General features: G+C 69.2%; 17 protein-coding genes. 5 read left to right on the top strand and 12 right to left on the bottom strand.

What is annotated here, in order from left to right; all coding sequences use genetic code 11:
- Positions 1–38: 38 nt before the first annotated feature.
- A complete protein-coding gene (locus tag AUL32_RS06740; protein ID WP_062112951.1) occupies positions 39–1073 on the bottom strand; it encodes a DUF2125 domain-containing protein in 1035 nt (344 codons plus the stop codon).
- A gap of 119 nt (positions 1074–1192) precedes the next feature.
- On the opposite strand from AUL32_RS06740, the gene AUL32_RS06735 reads away from it, so the two are divergent.
- Positions 1193–1705, top strand: coding sequence for a gamma-glutamylcyclotransferase (locus tag AUL32_RS06735; RefSeq protein WP_062112948.1), 513 nt, complete (start codon positions 1193–1195; stop codon positions 1703–1705).
- A 51-nt stretch (positions 1706–1756) separates the two neighbouring features.
- Here the strand turns inward: AUL32_RS06735 and AUL32_RS06730 are convergent, their stop codons facing one another.
- The 4 genes from AUL32_RS06730 to ftsE form a co-directional block, all read right to left on the bottom strand.
- Positions 1757–2548 carry a lysophospholipid acyltransferase family protein gene (locus tag AUL32_RS06730; RefSeq protein WP_062112945.1) on the bottom strand — a complete coding sequence of 264 codons (792 nt, stop codon included), beginning with the start codon at positions 2546–2548 and terminating at the stop codon, positions 1757–1759.
- Positions 2549–2632: 84 nt separating this feature from the next.
- Positions 2633–3352, bottom strand: a complete 720-nt coding sequence (locus tag AUL32_RS06725) for a YdcF family protein (RefSeq protein WP_082639739.1) — start codon at positions 3350–3352, stop codon at positions 2633–2635.
- A 31-nt stretch (positions 3353–3383) separates the two neighbouring features.
- Positions 3384–4358 carry a cell division protein FtsX gene (locus tag AUL32_RS06720; protein WP_062112942.1) on the bottom strand — a complete coding sequence of 325 codons (975 nt, stop codon included), beginning with the start codon at positions 4356–4358 and terminating at the stop codon, positions 3384–3386.
- Positions 4351–5010, bottom strand: a complete 660-nt coding sequence (ftsE, locus tag AUL32_RS06715; protein WP_061977216.1) for a cell division ATP-binding protein FtsE — start codon at positions 5008–5010, stop codon at positions 4351–4353. The genes AUL32_RS06720 and ftsE overlap by 8 nt, the downstream gene beginning before the upstream one ends.
- 206 nt (positions 5011–5216) lie before the next feature.
- On the opposite strand from ftsE, the gene AUL32_RS06710 reads away from it, so the two are divergent.
- The 3 genes from AUL32_RS06710 to AUL32_RS06700 all read left to right on the top strand — a co-directional run bounded on the left by AUL32_RS06710 (position 5217) and on the right by AUL32_RS06700 (position 6646).
- Positions 5217–5576 carry a hypothetical protein gene (locus tag AUL32_RS06710; RefSeq protein ID WP_061977218.1) on the top strand — a complete coding sequence of 120 codons (360 nt, stop codon included), beginning with the start codon at positions 5217–5219 and terminating at the stop codon, positions 5574–5576.
- Positions 5573–6109, top strand: a complete 537-nt coding sequence (gene hpt, locus AUL32_RS06705; RefSeq protein ID WP_061977220.1) for a hypoxanthine phosphoribosyltransferase — start codon at positions 5573–5575, stop codon at positions 6107–6109. The genes AUL32_RS06710 and hpt overlap by 4 nt, the downstream gene beginning before the upstream one ends.
- A gap of 129 nt (positions 6110–6238) precedes the next feature.
- The gene (locus tag AUL32_RS06700; RefSeq protein ID WP_061977222.1) at positions 6239–6646 is read left to right on the top strand and encodes a response regulator; all 408 of its coding nucleotides are present in this window, start codon (positions 6239–6241) and stop codon (positions 6644–6646) included.
- Between the two features lie 92 nt (positions 6647–6738).
- On the opposite strand, the gene tam is transcribed toward AUL32_RS06700, so the two are convergent.
- From tam to argH, 5 genes are all read right to left on the bottom strand, one after another.
- A complete protein-coding gene (gene tam, locus AUL32_RS06695) occupies positions 6739–7527 on the bottom strand; it encodes a trans-aconitate 2-methyltransferase (RefSeq protein ID WP_062112939.1) in 789 nt (262 codons plus the stop codon).
- Positions 7528–7929: 402 nt separating this feature from the next.
- Positions 7930–10626, bottom strand: a complete 2697-nt coding sequence (locus AUL32_RS06690; RefSeq protein WP_062112937.1) for a TIGR02302 family protein — start codon at positions 10624–10626, stop codon at positions 7930–7932.
- Positions 10627–10963: 337 nt separating this feature from the next.
- The gene (gene lysA / locus AUL32_RS06685) at positions 10964–12232 is read right to left on the bottom strand and encodes a diaminopimelate decarboxylase (RefSeq protein WP_062112935.1); all 1269 of its coding nucleotides are present in this window, start codon (positions 12230–12232) and stop codon (positions 10964–10966) included.
- A 34-nt stretch (positions 12233–12266) separates the two neighbouring features.
- Entirely contained in the window at positions 12267–12524 is a 258-nt protein-coding gene (locus tag AUL32_RS06680) for a hypothetical protein (RefSeq protein ID WP_062112933.1), read from the bottom strand.
- A gap of 68 nt (positions 12525–12592) precedes the next feature.
- Positions 12593–13969, bottom strand: coding sequence for an argininosuccinate lyase (gene argH, locus AUL32_RS06675; RefSeq protein ID WP_062112930.1), 1377 nt, complete (start codon positions 13967–13969; stop codon positions 12593–12595).
- A gap of 42 nt (positions 13970–14011) precedes the next feature.
- On the opposite strand from argH, the gene tlpA reads away from it, so the two are divergent.
- Entirely contained in the window at positions 14012–14713 is a 702-nt protein-coding gene (tlpA, locus tag AUL32_RS06670) for a thiol:disulfide interchange protein TlpA (protein ID WP_062112927.1), read from the top strand.
- Positions 14714–14797: 84 nt separating this feature from the next.
- On the opposite strand, the gene AUL32_RS06665 is transcribed toward tlpA, so the two are convergent.
- Both AUL32_RS06665 and AUL32_RS06660 read right to left on the bottom strand, forming a co-directional pair.
- Entirely contained in the window at positions 14798–15676 is an 879-nt protein-coding gene (locus AUL32_RS06665) for a 3-hydroxybutyryl-CoA dehydrogenase (protein WP_062112925.1), read from the bottom strand.
- 25 nt (positions 15677–15701) lie between these two features.
- Positions 15702–16631, bottom strand: coding sequence for an electron transfer flavoprotein subunit alpha/FixB family protein (locus AUL32_RS06660; protein ID WP_062112923.1), 930 nt, complete (start codon positions 16629–16631; stop codon positions 15702–15704).
- Between the last annotated feature and the right edge of the window lie 180 nt (positions 16632–16811).

The raw sequence follows: 16811 nt of genomic DNA, 5'->3' as shown, positions 1-16811 counted from the left end.
CGGAATAGCTTTGCACCGTTGCCTAGTCTTAGGCCGGTTCAGATGCGCGGAATGCGGCCGAGCGGGATGAAGCCGAGCCGGGCCTCGCCCTCGCGCACCTGAACGTCCACCACGGTCTTGCCGTCTTCCTGCCGCCCGGCAAAGCCGAGCGCACCGGCGATCGTGGTGGCGAGCCCGCCGGTGCCCGGCACCAGGACGCCGATCAGCCCGGCGATCGACTGCGGGTCCTCCACCGCGAGACGGAAATCGCCCGAGACTTCGCCGCTCTGCGACACGCGGAAGGGGCCGGACAATTGTGCCCCGCCGCCGCCCGGCAAGGAGAGGCTGAGAAGCCGGATGGTCCCCGCCTCGCCGCGCAGCGCCTGCGAGACGTTGGCGCCGGGCACGCCCGTGCGCAGCCAGCCCGCCGCGCCGTCCAGCGTCAGGTCGGCCGCGAGATCGAAGGGCGGCAGTTCGGGCAGGCCCGGCAGCGTCGCCGTCACCGCCGCGTCCGTGAGGGCAAGGTCCAGCGCCGCGCCGTTCTGCCTCGCATGGGCCTCCAATCGCTCGGAGCGGGCGAGCGGCGCGCCGGCCCCCTCGCCTTCGCGCACCGAGACGACGGGCGCCTCGACCACCAGCGAGAAGCGCTCCAGCCCTTCCGTCCAAAGCGAGGTAGAGCCCTGCATCAGGCGCCAGCTCAGATAAAGCGGCGGCAGGTTCGGCGCGGTGACGAGCGCGGGGCCGGCGAGTTCCGCCACGATATGGCTGGGGTCGTAGATCTGCGCAGCGGTGCGAAGCGAGCCGGCCGAGGCGCTAACGCCGTTCTGCGGCGCCTCGACGCCGATCCGGTCGCAGGACAAGCCGAGCCGGAACGGAAATCCGAAGACCTGCCGGTTCTCGCACAGGACCGTCGCCCCGCCGCCGCCCGCCGCCTCCAGCGCCGAGGCGATGCGCCGGTCGAGTTCGCCGGCCAGCCAGTACCAGCCGCCCGCGCCCAGCGCGACGAGGATCACCACCAGGATGATGAGCCCGCGCAGCGCCCGCGCGGCGCTGGAACGGCGCGGCGCGCCTGCCTCAGAGCTTGACCTTGCCATCGTCTCGTCCTTTCTGCGCCCGATCGGGCGTCGAGCCCGCGCCGCGTTCCGTCTCGGGCGGATCGGGGCGGGCGAACCGGCCCGCTTGTGGCGCGCCGGGGAAGGGAATGGCAAGCGGTATGGGCGATTTGTGGGTGTTCGGCTACGGCTCGCTGATGTGGCGGCCGGGCTTCGCGTTCGAGGAGCGGCAGAAGGCCCGGCTGGGCGGCTTCCATCGCTCGCTTTGCATCTATTCCCATGTTCATCGCGGCACGCCGGAGCGGCCGGGGCTGGTGTTCGGGCTCGATCGCGGCGGCTCCTGCGTCGGCATGGCCTTTCGAGTCGCCGAAGCCGGGCGCGAGGAGGTGATCGCGTATCTGCGCGAGCGCGAACTGCCGACCAATGTCTACAAGGAAACCACCCTGCCCATACGGCTGGAGGACGGTCGCCCGGTGCGGGCGCTCGGCTTCATCGTCGATCGCGGCCATTCCCAATATGCCGGGCGGCTCGATGTCGAGACGGCAGCGCGGCTGGTGGCCGGTGGGCACGGGCAGTCCGGCCCCAATGTCGACTATGTCCGCTCGGCCTTCGAGGAGATCGGCCGCCTCGGCCTCACCGACCGCTGGCTCGGCGATGTCGTGGCGCGGCTTTAGCGGCAGGCGCGGAGCCTGCCAAAGCCGGCTGATCGGTCTCCTCCCGGGTTCTCAGGTCGAAGCAGGCGTCGGCACCTGATCGAGATGGGCGGCCAGAAGCGGGCTGACCGGCAGGGCGGGATAATCGGACAGCGCCTCGCGCATCAGCGCGTCGGAGCGCGCCTCGATCCGCCCGCCCAGTTCGCCCAACAATGCGGCGCGCGTCAGGCCCGGGCCGATCGGGGGTAGGAACTCGGCGCGGATCGTGCCGGGCTGGCGGCGCACCGCCTTGCGCGGCCAGAACAGGCCGGAATTCAGCGCCACCGGCACGATGGTAAGCGACAGCGCATCGTAGAGGAAATGGATGCCGGGTCGGTAGTTGGGCGTGGCGCCCGGGGCGGCGCGCGTGCCCTCGGGGAAGATGATGATCTGCCGCCCGTCCGCGATCGCCTTGCGCGCCTCGGCGAGCAGGCTCGGCAGCACGGCGCCGCGCCGCTTGCGATCCACCGGGATCATGCCCATCCGCTGCGCGTACCAGCCGAAGACGGGAATGCCCATCAGCTCCTTTTTGAGGATGAAGGTCGGCTTCTCCAGATGGGGCAGAAGCGCGATCACCTCCCAGAAGGACTGGTGCTTGGAGGCGACGAGGACGGGGCCGACGGGAATGTTCTCCTGGCCCGTCAGCTCCGAGCGCGTGCCGGCGAGCCAGCGCAGGAGGAAGAGGCTGCTGCGCCCCCAGCTCTTGACGATCCACCAGCAGGCCCGCTCCGGCAGGAGAAAGAAGACGGGGAGATAAAGCAGCATCTGCCCCGCCAGATTGGCGTAGAACAGGATCTGGAAGACGACGGATCGAAACAGCGTCATGAACGGGATCGCAAGGCCAGGCGGAGCTTTGAGCCCGAAGCGTCCCCACGGGCTCTCGACCGGTCTCTTACGAGGCTTTGCGGATTATTTGAAGGACGCTTGCACCCGATCGTGGCCGGCGATGCGATGTTCCCGGTCTTGCGCCATCACATTGTGCCAGGCGACGCGCGCCTTCACCGCCAGGACCTTGGCATATTCGGTCGCCAGCAGCCGCAGCCCAAGCCGCGTCGGCCAGCCGTCGGGGCGCCAGAGCTTGTCGGGCGAGACGGGATAGGGAACGATTTCCGGCGCGTCCGGCACGTCGGCCATTTCCAGGAGCGAGCGCGGAATGTGATAGTCGCTGGTGACGAGAAGCAGGCGGCGGAACCCGTGCTCGCGCGCCCAGCGCGTCGCCATCTCGGCATTGCCGATCGTGTTCAGCGCCTCGTAGTCGAGATCCACGCAGCACTCGAACAGGCCGGCGTCCGTGCCGGTGGTGCGCGCCAGCGCCCGGGCGCTGGTGCCCCGGTTGACGCCGCTCACCAGAAGCCGCTGCCCCTCGCCGCTGCGAAGCAGGTCGATGCCCTGCTGCAGGCGCTGCTCGCCGCCCGTCAGCACCACGATCCCGTCCGCTCGCGCGGCGGTCGGCGGCGTGGTGAGCAGCGCGACATCGCGCGCGAAGCGCACGAAGCCGCCCGCGAGATAGGCCCCCGAGGCGAAGCCCACGAGCAGCAGGACGAGCGCGAGCCTTTGGCCCCGACGCCGTTTCCGACGCCGGGCCTCCGCTTCCGTCCGTTCGCGCTCCAGACCTCCCAAGCCCGTCATGCCCATTCAACGCTGGCTCTCGATCATTCGTTCACGCTTCCACCGGCGAGAGCATGTCGATGGCGGCCAATTGCCGGATGACGGTTATGCGAGACGTGACCGCCGTCAACACTCCGATCAGAACAATCAGCGCCAGCACGCCGCCATAACCGGTCCAGCCGATGGCGAAGGAGCCGAACAGGGCGCTGATCTGGTCGGCCTCGGGCGTCGCCTGGTTGGCAGCCGTCCAGCGGCCGAAGAGATAGAAAACCAGCAGCGCCACGGCCCCGCCCGTCAGCGCGCCCATCAGCCCGAGCTTGAGGAAATGGCGCTGGAACTCGGCGGCGATGAAGGAACCCCGCGCGCCGACGAAATGCAGCACCTCGATAATGTGCCGGTTGCCCGTCATGGCGCCGCGCGTGGCGAAAACGACGGTGAGAACGGTCGCCACCAGAACCAGTGCCAGGATGGCGATGCCAGTCAGCACGGTGGCATGGGCCATGGAAACGAGGCGCGAGACCCAGGCGCGGTGATCGTCGAGGCTTGCCTGGGGCACCGCGTCGCGGATCGCCTTCCCGAGTGCCGCGAAGTCGGGCGGCGAATCCTCGTCGATGGCGATCACCACGAGACGCGGCACGGGCAACTCGTCTAGATCGAGCCCTTCGCCGAGCCAGGGCTCCAGAAGCCGGCTGGTGGCCGCGTCGTCCATCACGTCGGCCGACAGGACGCCGCGCGTGCCGAGCGCGATCATCTGTACGTTTCGGAGAGCCCCCGCCATGTCGAGCCCCTCGTCGGGCCGGATCTGCACGGTGACCTCGCGCGCGATCTGCGACTGCCATTGCGCGGCGGTGTCGGAGACGAGCGTTACCGCGCCGACCGTGAGGCTGGCGAGGAAGGTCATGATGGCGATGACGGTCAGCAGCGCCCGTCCGGCGACGTTGCCGGGCGGCACGATCGGCGCCTCGCGGCTGGCGGCGGACCGCAGAGCAAGGCGCGAAGGCAGGCGGGAGACGATCCGGTCAATCATAGATGTCGAGCCGCCCCTGCCCCAGAACCAGCCGGCGCGCCTCGACCTGCTCCATCAGGGCGAGGTCGTGCGTGGCGATGACGACGGCGGTGCCCGTCCGGTTCAACTCCATGAAGAGGCGCAGGAGCCGGCGCGCGAGGGGCGGATCGACATTGCCGGTCGGCTCGTCGGCCAGAAGGATGTCGGGCTGGTCGATCAGGGCGCGGGCGATCGCCGCGCGCTGCTTTTCCCCGCCCGAAAGCACCAGCGGCGGCGCGTCGAGCCGGTCCCCCAGCCCCACCCAGCGGATGAGATCGATCACGTCCTGCCGGTAGCTCGCCTCCTCCTTGCCGCGCACGCGCAGCGGCAGGGCGACGTTCTCGTAGGTCGTCATGTGGTCGAGCAGGCGGAAATCCTGGAACACGACGCCGATGCGGCGCCGGATGGCCGGCAGATCGGTGCGCTTCAAGGTCGCGGCATCGCGCCCGAGCACGGTGATCGTGCCGCGCGTCGGCTTCAGCGCCAGAAACAGCATGCGCAAGAGGCTCGTCTTACCCGCGCCGGACGGCCCAGTCAGGAACTGGAACGAGCGCGCGCGGATCTCGAAGGTGAGATCGCGCAGCACCTCCGGCCCCATGTCGTAGCGCAGGCCCACATTCTCGAACCGGATCAATCCGTTCCGCCCTTTCCTCTGGTCCCGCGCGAAGGCCGAAACGGCCGCGTCGGGCGCCCTTCCTTCGCGCAGCTTTCGGGCGCCTTTCGGGCTGCCCGGGGTCAGTTTGGCACCAAGGTCTTTACACCTTGTTAACCATGCGAGCTTACCGATCCCTGACCAGACGGCCTCCTCCCGGCCTCGACCTCAGCACTCAGGATCGGCCCATGCGCTCCCGCCAGGCTTCCTCCGCCGCCCGTGCCTACGACCCGACGCCCTGGCGCGACAGCGTCGGCCTCGTGATCGACCTCGAAGCCCGCCGCCTCGCGCCGAGCGAGCCGCCGCAAGCCCAGCCCGCCGGCCCGCGCGCGCCCTATACATGGGACGATTTCGAGACCGCGAACAGCAACCACGCCCCGCCGCCGCGCTCGCGCGATCTCGGCTCGCGCCGCACCGGTGCGCGCGACATGTCGGCCGAAACCCGGCTGATGATTAGCCTCTTCGCGCTTCTGTTCTTCCTGGTCGCGCCGGCCCATATTGCGCCCCCAACACAAGCGCCCGTCGTGGCGGGAAAGGGAACGCCATGATCCGGGTTCGCGGCAAGACCATCGAGACGCTCTTCTCGGAAGAAGAGATCGCAAGCCAGATCGAACGGCTGGCCGCCGAGATCGCCGCGCGCAAGCCCGAGAACCTTCTAGTGGTGGCGGTGCTGAAAGGCTCCTTCATCTTCGCGGCCGATCTCATCCGCGCGCTGCACAAGCAGCATGTCGCACCGGAGATGGAGTTCATCCAGCTTTCCTCCTACGGCACGGGCACGGTCGGCGGCGACGTGCGCATCGTGCGCGATCTCGACGGGCAGATCGCCGGTCGCAAGGTGCTGATCGTCGACGATATCCTCGAGTCGGGCCGCACGCTGAAATTCGCCCGCGAGCTCATGCTCTCGCGCGGGGCGACCGGCGCCGAGATCGCGGTCCTCCTCGACAAGCGCATGCGCCGCGTCGTGGAACTGGAGGCCGATTATGTCGGCTTCGAATGCCCCGACCATTTCGTCGTCGGCTACGGCATGGACGTCGCCCACACGTTCCGCGAACTGCCCTTCGTCGGTCGCGTCGTGAGCTAAACTTCGTTTCATCCTTCGTTCACCACGCTTCGTAAGGCTTCGCACAAGGATACTGCGGAATAATCCGCAGACGGGCGCGTGCTTGCCCGTTTCCGACCGGGTCGATCCGGTGTGTGGGAGTTGCGGACCATGGCGAGAATTCTGATCGCGGAAGACGAAGCGGGTGTGCGCCTCCTCGTGGCCCGCGCGCTGCGCATGGAAGGGCACGAAGTCGTCATGGCCGAGGACGGCGAGATGGCGATCGACATCCTGGCGGAGGAAAACGGGCGCTTCGACCTCGTCCTGTCCGACATTCGCATGCCGGCCCTGACGGGTATCGAGCTGGCCTATGCCGCGCGCGCCGCCTTCCCGGACCTGCCGATCCTGCTGATGACCGGCTATGCCGAGCAGCGGGAAGCGGCCGAGGACCTCAGCGAGATCATCATGGGCGTGGTGGACAAGCCCTTCACGCTCGCCGAAATCCGCCTTCGCGTGGCGCAGGCGTTGCGCGATCCCGCGGCGGACGAAGACTTGTTTCTGATGCGCCGCTACGGCTGAGGGCCGCACGGCGAAGAAAGCTCTACAATTTTCCAAAACTGACAGGTTTCGAAGGGCGGCCCTCGGGTCGCCCTTTTGCGTGATCGCCCCGCTCAGCGCCGACGCGCGACGAAGAACAGGCGGGGGAAGGCGAGAAGCCGGCGCTCGTCCGCCCGCTCGCCATAGAGCCGCGTCATCTCCTGCGTGTAGCGACCGAGAAAGCGCTCGCGCTCGCGCTCGGGCAGCCGGTCGATGAAGGGTTTGAGGCCGGTGGAGCGGAACCAGTCGGTGATCGCCTCGGCGCTCTCCATCGGATGCTCGTAGACCGTGGTCCAGACATCCACCTCGCTCGCCTCACGGATCAGCCAGTCGTAATAGGTAGCGCGCGTCGCGACCGCCTCCCGCGCCTCCGAGAAGCCCTGGAAGAAGCCGGCAAACTCCGGCTCGGCGGCAATCGTGCGCATCGCGGTCTGGCTCGGCTCGGCGAGATTGTCGGGGATCTGCGCGGCGAGAAGTCCGCCCGGCGCGACCTGGGCGAACAGCGCCGGCACAAGGCTTTCGTGACCCAGCACCCATTGCAGCGAGGCATTGGCGAAGAGGAGATCGAAGGGCCGCTCCGCCTGAAACCGCCCGATGTCGCCCTGTTCGAACCGGCAGGTGGGCAGGCGCCGGCGCGCTTGCGTCAGCATCGCCTCCGACGTGTCGAAGCCGGTGATCTCGGCCTCTGGAAACCGCTCGAACAGAAGCTCGGTGGAATTGCCGGGGCCGCAGCCGAGATCGGCGATGCGCAGGCCCGCGCCGCCCGGCGCGCCATCGAGCCGGCAGCGGGCGAGGAGATCGCGCGCCGGGCGGGTGCGTTCGTCCTCGAAACGGCTGTAGAGCGCCGGGTTCCAATCCGCCATGTCGCCTCTCCTTGCTGGGCGGTCCGGTCATAGACCCCGAACGCGGCGGAGGCGAGAGTTTTGCGCTGGCATCTCAGCGGGCACCGGCAGGGCCAGAGTTAGGAGATCGTCCGGTTCTGTCCGGGGTTGTGCGAGAGCGATGGAGGGATCGGGCTGGAGGAGCGCGCCCCACCTTCGCTCTCCCGTCTCATTCCTGGCCCTCCGACGGGTCGATGACGAAAGCCCTGTTCGCAGGCGCTCTGCTCGTGTGGGGTCGACCTGAAAGGATGCCCGAAGAACGGACAGCTCCCTGCCGCGCCGACTCGGCCTCGGCTTGCCCCCGTACGACGGCGCACAAGATCCAAAAACGCAGCCGCTCGCGGTCTCGATCAGCGTTCGAGCCTGGCCGCGCCGCACTGCCCGTCAGGGTGTGCGAAGCAGGCGCTCGAGATAGTCGCGCTCTTCCTGCGGCGAAAGCTGGCGGCCGAGCCGGTCGCGGATCTGGTCGAGGATCTGGCGCGCGCGCTGGATGTCGATCTCGTCGGGAACGCCGACATCGCTGCCGAAATCGGGCCCCTGCGTCTGTCGCTCGCGGCCGAGCGGGTCGAGCCCGGAGCGCTGGCGGCCGGGGCCGTAGCCCTGCCCCATCTGCCCCTGCCCGGGCTGCTGGCCCTGGCCCGGCTGCTGGCCCTGGCCCGGCTGCTGGCCTTGCCCCTGGCCCTGGCCTTCGCCCTGGCCCATGGCCTGCTGCATCTGGCGCATGGCGTCCTGCGCGCCGCGCCGAAGCGCGGCCATGGCGTCGCCCTGCTGGCCGACCGCCTCGCCGTCATTGCCCTGGCCGATCGACCCTTCCGCGCGGCCCATGGACTCGCCGGCCTGACCCAAGTCCTGGCTCGGCTGGAGGCCCTGGCCTTTCATCGCGTCCTGCAACGCCTGGAGGTCCTTCTGCAGCTGGCCCTGTTCCTTCTGGAGCCGGTCCTTCAGCGCCTGCAGCTGCTCGGCGGTCGGCGGCTGGCCGCCTTCGCCGGCCTGCGGCTGGCCTTGCTGATCCTGTTGCCCCTGCTGGCCGGGCTGCTGTTGCCCCTGCTGCTCTTCCTGCTGCCGCATGCCGCGCTCGGCTTCCATCTGGCGGCGCATCTGCTGGCGGCCCATCTCGAAGGTCTCGTCCATCAGCTTCTGCTGGCGCTGCAGCATCTCGCCGAGCTGATTCATCTGCTGCTGCATCGGGCTCTGGGCCTGCTGGCCCTGCTGCCCTTGCTGGCCCGGTCGCATGGCCTGGAGGCTCTGCATCATCTGGTTGAGTTCGGACAGAAGTTGCTGCGCGGCGTCTCGCGAGCCCGAGCGCGCCAGATTCTCGATCCGGTCCAGCATGCGGTCGAGATCCTGCGGGCGGATCTCCTGCGCCTGCCCCATCTGGCTCTGACTCTGCGGGGGCATGTTGCGCATCGCCTCCATCATCGCCTGCATATATTGCTGCATGGCCTCGCGCAGCTCCTGCGTCAGGCGCGCGATCTCCTCCTCGCCGGCATTGTTGCGCAGCGCCTCGGCAAGCTTCTCCTGCGCGTCGCGCAGCTGCCGCTCGGCCACCGACAGGCCGCCCTCCTCGATTCCGAGCGCGATCGACCAAAGGAAGTCCACGCCCGAAAGCAGCGTCTCGTCGTCATGGGCGTTGTTGATGCGCTCGCGCGCGGCGCGAAGGGCGAGATAGTCGGTCGGCTTCGCGATGAACTCGTCGCCGCGCAGCGTCACCGCGTCCAGCATGTCCACGACGCGACGTGCCGCATTGGCGTCGAGCGCCAGGATGCGCCGCTGCTCGATCACGGCGCGCGCCAGCGGATCGTTGAACCGGCGCTGCGGCAGCGTCACCTCGACGGGCGCGGACTCGCCGATCTGCCCGGCATCGTCGCGCACCTGGAGCACCATGGCGACCTTGGCCCCGGCATAGGGGCTTTCGGTGAAGTCGAGCCCGGTGCGGCCCTTGGCCTCGCCCTTGGTCCGGCGGGGCATGGCGAGCGTCACCTCCGGCACGGGAAGCAGCGGCCGGGCGCCGGGCGCCACGGGCTCGCGCAGCTGGAGCAGCGCCTTGCCGGCGCTCGCGCCATAGTCGTCCGTCACCGCGAAGGCGATGTCGAGCGTGTTGTTGCGGCCCGCCTTGGGCTCGCCGTCGAAACGCACGATCGGCGGCAGGTCGGGCGTGACGGCGAAGCGCCAGTCGCGCAGGGTGCGCAGCGCCGTCTCGACCCGCACCGCGCCGCTGGCGCCGAGCGGCAATTCATATTGGGCGGACGCCGTGGCCGTGGCGGCGGGCGCAGGTGCGCTCTCCCCCGCCTCGTTGGCCGGTGCCGGATCCACGGGCGCCAGCACCTGCGCCTCGCCGCTCTCGGGCGCGAAGATCACCTTGGTGCCCTCGCCGTCAGACAGACGAAGGGACAGGATCGTGCCCTGCGGCACGTCCACCGCCGCGCCGCCCACCGCGTCTCCCGTCAGGAAGATCGGCGCGCGGCCGGTGTAGCCGGGCGGCGTCGCCCAGGCGTCGATGCGCGCCGCCGCCAGCAAGGGCACCTCGCCGCCTTGCAGCGCGTCCGCCACCCGCCCGCCGCCGGGGCCGAAGGAATAGCCGAAAGCCGTGACGAGCAGCGCCGCCAGAAGCGCGCGCAGGCCGAGCGGATCGAGCCGATAGGTGCGCGTTTGGGGCGAGCCGCCGCGAAGCCGCGACAATTGCTCGCGCATCCGCCGCTGGTGCTCGCGCCAGAGCGCCAGCGCGAACGGGTCCTCGCCCGCCGCCCGGTCGCTCTGCACGGCGAGCGGCTGGTGGAGAAGCCGGCTTTCCGACTCGATGCGTCGGACGACATCGGCGCTGTTCGGCCAGCGCAGGCCCCGGGCGCGCCAGACGAGAAACAGCCCGGCCGCGGCGAAAAGCGCCAGCAGGACGAGGCGCGCGAAGAAGGGCACCGCGGCGAAGAGGCCGAACCAGGCCAGCGTCAGAAAGGCGGCGACCAGCGCCGCCACACCCATCAGAAAGGGCCAGGCGCGCTCCAGCAGCAGCGAGGCCACCGCGCCGGCGCAAGCGCGCAGGGGCGCGCGGGCGGCGGGAGGAAGAGGGGAATCGAATTCAGCCATCGCGCCGCTTCCAGGCAGGTTCGGCCGCCGGCGGAACGCCGGCCGCCTCTTGGGGTCGCGGCCGGGACAAGACGCGTCTCACCCGGCGCCCGCCCGCTCGTTCTCACAACTTAACAGTTTCTATGGCGAAGACGAGGCCGTCGCGAAGGCGTGAACGGCGGCCGGAGCCGCTGGCCCTAGAACCCGAGGCAAGACCTGCCGAGGTCGGCTGGCCGGAGCCTTTGTCCGGTTACGTCGTCGCGAAGGCTCGCCGATGGACCCTCGCATCGACGGCCCCTAACTCCTGGTGAACCAGACGAGATCCCTCGCCCGCAGGTCTAGTCCCGCACCCTCAAGCTCAGGCCAGCCAGTCCGGCACGCGGTCGAGGGCGATGATCTCGTCCACGGTCAGGCGCGGGCGGATCACGGCGAAGCGCTCGTCCTTCACCAGCACTTCCGGCACCAGGGCGCGCGTGTTGTAGGTGCCGGCCTGCACCGCGCCATAGGCGCCCGCCGAAGCCACCGCGAGAAGATCGCCCGGCCGCACCACGGGCAGCGAGCGCTCCTTGGCCAGGAAGTCGCCGCTTTCGCAGACTGGCCCCACCACGTCGGCCACGACATAGTCCTGATGCGGATCGGGCTCCACCACGGGGCGGATCTCGTGCCAGGCCTCGTAGAGCGTCGGGCGGATCAGGTCGTTCATCGCCGCGTCGACGATGACGAAGGTGCGCCCGCCCTCCTCCTTCACGTAGAGAACCTTGGCGACCAGAATGCCGGCATTGGCCGCGATCAGCCGGCCGGGCTCGAAGATCACCTTGGCGCCCAGCGCGCGCACATGCTTCTTCACCGTCTCGGCATAGGCCGGGGGGCCGGGAGGCGGCTCGTTGGACGCGCGATAAGGCACGCCGAGCCCGCCGCCGAGATCGATATGGGTGATCCGATGACCCTTGCCGCGCAGCCGGCCGACGAGTTCGGCGAGCTTGGCGAAGGCGAGATCGAAGGGCTCGAGCTCGGTGATCTGCGAGCCGATATGCATGTCGATGCCCGACACCTCGATGCCCGGCAGCGTGGCGGCGAGATCGTAGACCGCTTCGGCCCGCTCGAAGGCGATGCCGAACTTGTCGGACTTCTTGCCGGTCGAAATCTTGGCATGGGTGCGCGCGTCGACATCCGGGTTGATGCGGAAGGAAACATGCGCCGTGCGCCCCGACGCGCTGGCGCGCGCCGAGATGGCGCGCAGTTCGGGCTCGGATTCGATGTTGAAGCAGAAGATGCCGGCGTCGAGACCGGCGTCGATCTCCTCCGCCGTCTTGCCGACGCCCGAGAACATGATCTTCTCTGGCGGAATGCCGGCGAGCAGAGCCCGGCGCAGCTCGCCCCCGGATACGACGTCGGCGCCCGCGCCGAGGCGCGCCAGCGTCTTCAAAACGGCCTGGTTGGAATTGGCCTTCATCGCGTAGCAGACGGTCGCGTCTATGTCGGCGAAGGCCTCCGCGAAGACGCGGTAATGCCGCTCCAGCGTCGCGGTCGAGTAGCAGTAGAAGGGCGTTCCGACCTCGGCGGCGATGTGGCGAAGATCCACCGCCTCGCCATGCAGGATGCCGTCGCGATATTCGAAATGGTTCATGGAAGAGGCCGGGCGGAAGGAGACGGAAAGGGGATCAGTTCAGGAGGCCGTCGAGAAAGAACGGCTTCTTCTCGGCGGCGGGATTGCGCGTGATCTCGGTCGGCACGACGGAGAGGTTGGAGGCGAGCGGCGTCGCCTTGGGCAGGCGCGCCGTGCCGCCGGGCGCGGGCACGACGACGTGCGAAGCCTGGCCGTCGGCGCGCTTGGCCACGGGCACGGACTTCACGCCGCAGCCGGCAAGCGTGCCCGCCAGGCCAAGAGCGAGCGCCAGGGTGATCCCACGTCTGTTCATGCCGTCCGTTCCGTTCCGCCGGCAGTGCCCGGCTCGTATCCCATCCATAGCCCGGCGCTGTGGGGAAATCACCCCTCGGTAACGAGCCGCTCGCGCCAATAGCGCACCTGCGCCCGCACGTTTTCCGGCGCAGTGCCGCCGAAGCTGGTGCGGCTGGCGACGGAGGCGTCCACCGACAGGACGGAATAAACGGCGTCGGTGATGCGCGGGTCGAGCTGGCGGAGGTCCTCCAGCGGCAGCGATTCCAGCGCCACGCGCCGCTCCTCGGCCATGGCGACGGCCCGACCGGTGACGTGATGGGCCTCGCGGAAGGGCAGGCCGAGCTCGCGCACCAGCCAGTCGGCCAAGTCCGTGGCAGTGGAGAAGCCGGCACCTGCGGCCGCGCGCATCTTCTCGGCGTTGACCTTCAGATCGCGCATCATGCCGGTGACGGCGGCGAGCGCCAGGGCGAGGCTGTCGACGGCGTCGAAGACCTGTTCCTTGTCCTCCTGCATGTCCTTGGAATAGGATAGAGGCAGGCCCTTCATGATGGTGAGCAGCGCCACCAGCGAGCCGTTGATGCGGCCCGTCTTGGCGCGCACCAGTTCGGCCGCATCCGGGTTTTTCTTCTGCGGCATGATCGAGGAGCCGGTGGAGAAGGCGTCGGACAGGCGCACGAAGTCGAACTGCGGCGTCGACCAGATCACGATCTCTTCGGCGAGGCGCGAGAGATGCGTGGCCGCGATCGAGGAGGCGGCGAGGAATTCCAGCGCGAAGTCGCGGTCCGAGACCGAATCCAGCGAATTGCGCGTCGGCTCGCGGAAGCCCAGAGCCTCGGCCGTCCGGTGCCGGTCGATCGGGAAGCCCGTGCCGGCGAGCGCGGCGGCACCGAGCGGCGATTCGTCCATGCGCCGGATGGCGTCCTGCACCCGGCCACGATCGCGCGCCGCCATCTCGGCATAGGCGAGGCAATGGTGGCCGAAGGTCACGGGCTGGGCGGCTTGGAGATGGGTGAAGCCAGGCATGACCGTGCCGGCGTGCTCTTCGGCCCGGTCCACCAGCGCCTCGATCAGGAGCCTCAGCGCGCGGTCGAGATCGATCGCCGCGCCCTTCACGAAGAGCCGGAAATCGACGGCCACCTGATCGTTGCGCGAACGGGCGGTGTGCAGGCGCCCGGCGGCGGGGCCGATCAGCGAGGCCAGCCGCGCCTCGACATTCATGTGAATGTCCTCGTGGGCGACGGAAAACTCGAAGCGGCCCTCGTCGATCTCGGTGCGGATCTGCTCCAGCCCACGCCTGATTTCCGCCGCGTCCTCCTGCGAGATCACGCCTTGCGCGGCCAGCATGGCCGAATGGGCGATCGACCCGGCGATGTCTTCGCGGTAAAGCCGCTTGTCGAAGGAGATGGAAGCGTTGATCGCCTCCATGATCGCGCTGGGGCCCGAAGCGAAGCGTCCGCCCCACATTTCGTTGCTTGTCTTGCCGCTCACGAAAAGGCCCTTCTGCCGATGTCCGACCTCGAACCCAAGACGCCGCCCGCGCCTAAGCGCCAGACGGGCCGGATCGTCGGCCTTGCTCTTCTGGCCGGTCTCGCTGCCGGCGCGTTCGGCGTATACGTGATGGAAACGCGCTCTGGCAATTCGAGCGTGGCATCAACCTGCCCGGCCAAGGACGGATTGCGTCAGGCGTTGGACGGCGCGGCCCGGGGCGAGGTCGCCGCCGTGGTGCCGCTCGACCAGCCTTTCGACGTGTCCACCATCGCCTTCAAGGACGGCAACGACCAGCCGACGAGCCTCGGCGCGATGAAGGGCCAGTCGCTCCTCGTCAATCTCTGGGCCACCTGGTGCGCGCCCTGCCGGGCCGAAATGCCGGCGCTTGACCAGCTGGAGCGTCAGGCCGGCGACGAAAGCTTCGCGGTCGTGCCGATCAATATCGACATGGGCGACGTCGCCAAGCCCAAGGCCTTCTACGCCGAAACCAACCTCACCGCCCTGCCCTTCTTCCGCGACGAGACGATGGGCGTCTTCAACGACCTGAAGAAAGCGAGCGTCGCGGTCGGCCTGCCGGTGACGCTGCTGGTCGACGCGGACGGCTGCGCCCGCGCCGCGATCAACGGCCCGGCGCACTGGTCGAGCCCGGACGCCCTGGCGCTGGTGGATGTGCTGAAGGGCGCTGGCGGAGGATCGGCGGCGGCCCCGCCGCAAAGCTGAGGCGAGCCGCCGCCCCGCCCGCTTATCAGAGCCTGTTTGGAACCTCGGTCGGGTCGGTCCGCCGGCGCTTTTCCAAACAGCCTCTCAGCGCGTGGGAACCGGCACCTCGCCGCGATAGTCGTAGAAGCCGCGCTTGGCCTTGCGGCCGAGCCAGCCGGCCTCGACATATTTCACGAGCAGCGGGCACGGGCGGTATTTGGAATCGGCCAGCCCGTCATGCAGCACCTGCATGATCGACAGGCAGGTGTCGAGACCGATGAAGTCGGCGAGCTGGAACGGCCCCATCGGATGGTTGGCGCCGAGCCGCATCGAGGCATCGATCGATTCCACCGAGCCGATGCCTTCGTGCAGCGTGTAGATCGCCTCGTTGATCATGGGGATCAGGATGCGATTGACGATGAAGCCGGGAAAATCCTCCGAGACGATGATGGTCTTGTCCAGGCGCTCCACGAAGCGCTTGGAAGCTTCGAACACGCCGTCGTCGGTGGCGATGCCGCGCACCAGCTCGACCAGCTTCATGACCGGCACCGGGTTCATGAAATGGATGCCGAGAAAGCGTTCGGGCCGGTCCGTGCCGGCGGCGAGCCGCGTGATGGAGATCGAGGACGTGTTGGAGGCGAGGATCGCGTCCGGCCGCAGCACGGGGCAGACCTGCGCGAAGATGCGCCGCTTGATCTCCTCCTTCTCGGTCGCCGCCTCGATCACGAGGTCGCTGGGGGCGAGATCGTTGACGCCGTCGGCGGGCTTCAGGCGCGACAGGGCCGCGTCCCGCGCCTCCTCCGTCATCTTGCTGCCCGCCACCTGCCGGTCGAGCCCCGCCTTGACCTTGGCCACGCCTTGGCGCGCCTGTTCGAGGCTGACGTCGTAGAGCACGACGTCGAACCCGGCGAGGGCGCCGACCTGGGCGATGCCCGTTCCCATCTGTCCGGCGCCGATGATGCCGACGATGCCGATATCGCTCATGGAAGACGCCCTCCTTGGGGCAGGATCAGAGCTTGGACGTAAGTTCAGGCACGAGCGTGAAGATATCGCCGACGAGGCCGTAGTCGGCGACCTGGAAGATCGGCGCGTCCTCGTCCTTGTTGATGGCGACGATGACCTTCGAGTCCTTCATGCCCGCCAGATGCTGGATGGCGCCCGAGATGCCCGCCGCGACGTAAAGGTCCGGCGCCACGACCTTGCCGGTCTGACCCACCTGCCAGTCGTTCGGCGCATAGCCCGCGTCCACCGCCGCCCGGCTGGCGCCCACCGCCGCGCCCAGCTTGTCGGCCAGCGGCAGCATCACCTCCTCGAACTTCTCTCGGCTCCCCAGCGCCCGCCCGCCCGACACCACGATCTTGGCGCCCGACAGTTCGGGCCGCTCGGAATGGGCCACCTCCTGGCCGACGAAGCGCGACACGGCCGGGTCGGCGGCGGCCGCCACGCTCTCCACCGGCGCGGACCCGCCCTCGCCGGCGGCCGCGAAGGCGCTGGTGCGAACCGTCAGAAGCTTGATCGCGTCCCGCGAGCGCACGGTCTCGATCGCGTTGCCGGCATAGATCGGACGCTCGAACGTGTCCGCGCCGTGCACGGCGATGACGTCCGACACCTGCATGACGTCGAGAAGCGCGGCCGCGCGCGGCAGGACGTTCTTGCCCGACGCCGTGGCGGGGGCGACGATCGCGCCATAGCCGGGGGCGAGCGCGACCAGCAGCGTGGCCAACGGCTCGGCCAGGGCGTGGCCGTAGAGCGCGGCGTCGGCCAGCAGAACCTTGGCGACGCCGGAGAGCTTGGCGGCGGCGTCCGCCACCGGCGCGCAGCCCTCGCCGGCAACGAGAAGATGCACCTCGCCGCCCAGCTGCCGCGCGGCGGTCAGCGCCTTGGCGGTTTCGCCCGACAGATGCGCGTTGTCGTGTTCGGCGATCAGAAGCGTGGTCATGGAAGGAACCTCGAAATCAGATGGAAGCAGGATCGGGCGGGCCGGCTCAGACCAGCCCGGCGCCCTTGAGCGCGGAGACCAGCTCGTCCACCGAGCCGAGCTTGACGCCGGCCTGCCGGCCCTTGGGCTCGGCCGTCTTCACGACCTCCAATCGGAGGCTGGTGTCGACGCCGTAATCGG

This window comes from Aureimonas sp. AU40 (genome assembly GCF_001463785.1).
Taxonomy (GTDB): domain Bacteria; phylum Pseudomonadota; class Alphaproteobacteria; order Rhizobiales; family Rhizobiaceae; genus Aureimonas.
This window is presented reverse-complemented; position numbering and strand designations above follow the sequence as displayed.

What these genes read in the sequence shown, in the direction of transcription:
- AUL32_RS06740 (WP_062112951.1), bottom strand. Translation starts at nt 1,073, where the DNA reads ATGGCAAGGTCAAGCTCTGAGGCAGGCGCGCCGCGCCGTTCCAGCGCC.
- AUL32_RS06735 (WP_062112948.1), top strand. Translation starts at nt 1,193, where the DNA reads ATGGGCGATTTGTGGGTGTTCGGCTACGGCTCGCTGATGTGGCGGCCG.
- AUL32_RS06730 (WP_062112945.1), bottom strand. Translation starts at nt 2,548, where the DNA reads ATGACGCTGTTTCGATCCGTCGTCTTCCAGATCCTGTTCTACGCCAAT.
- AUL32_RS06725 (WP_082639739.1), bottom strand. Translation starts at nt 3,352, where the DNA reads ATGACGGGCTTGGGAGGTCTGGAGCGCGAACGGACGGAAGCGGAGGCC.
- AUL32_RS06720 (WP_062112942.1), bottom strand. Translation starts at nt 4,358, where the DNA reads ATGATTGACCGGATCGTCTCCCGCCTGCCTTCGCGCCTTGCTCTGCGG.
- AUL32_RS06710 (WP_061977218.1), top strand. Translation starts at nt 5,217, where the DNA reads ATGCGCTCCCGCCAGGCTTCCTCCGCCGCCCGTGCCTACGACCCGACG.
- hpt (WP_061977220.1), top strand. Translation starts at nt 5,573, where the DNA reads ATGATCCGGGTTCGCGGCAAGACCATCGAGACGCTCTTCTCGGAAGAA.
- AUL32_RS06700 (WP_061977222.1), top strand. Translation starts at nt 6,239, where the DNA reads ATGGCGAGAATTCTGATCGCGGAAGACGAAGCGGGTGTGCGCCTCCTC.
- tam (WP_062112939.1), bottom strand. Translation starts at nt 7,527, where the DNA reads ATGGCGGATTGGAACCCGGCGCTCTACAGCCGTTTCGAGGACGAACGC.
- AUL32_RS06690 (WP_062112937.1), bottom strand. Translation starts at nt 10,626, where the DNA reads ATGGCTGAATTCGATTCCCCTCTTCCTCCCGCCGCCCGCGCGCCCCTG.
- lysA (WP_062112935.1), bottom strand. Translation starts at nt 12,232, where the DNA reads ATGAACCATTTCGAATATCGCGACGGCATCCTGCATGGCGAGGCGGTG.
- AUL32_RS06680 (WP_062112933.1), bottom strand. Translation starts at nt 12,524, where the DNA reads ATGAACAGACGTGGGATCACCCTGGCGCTCGCTCTTGGCCTGGCGGGC.
- argH (WP_062112930.1), bottom strand. Translation starts at nt 13,969, where the DNA reads ATGTGGGGCGGACGCTTCGCTTCGGGCCCCAGCGCGATCATGGAGGCG.
- tlpA (WP_062112927.1), top strand. Translation starts at nt 14,012, where the DNA reads ATGTCCGACCTCGAACCCAAGACGCCGCCCGCGCCTAAGCGCCAGACG.
- AUL32_RS06665 (WP_062112925.1), bottom strand. Translation starts at nt 15,676, where the DNA reads ATGAGCGATATCGGCATCGTCGGCATCATCGGCGCCGGACAGATGGGA.
- AUL32_RS06660 (WP_062112923.1), bottom strand. Translation starts at nt 16,631, where the DNA reads ATGACCACGCTTCTGATCGCCGAACACGACAACGCGCATCTGTCGGGC.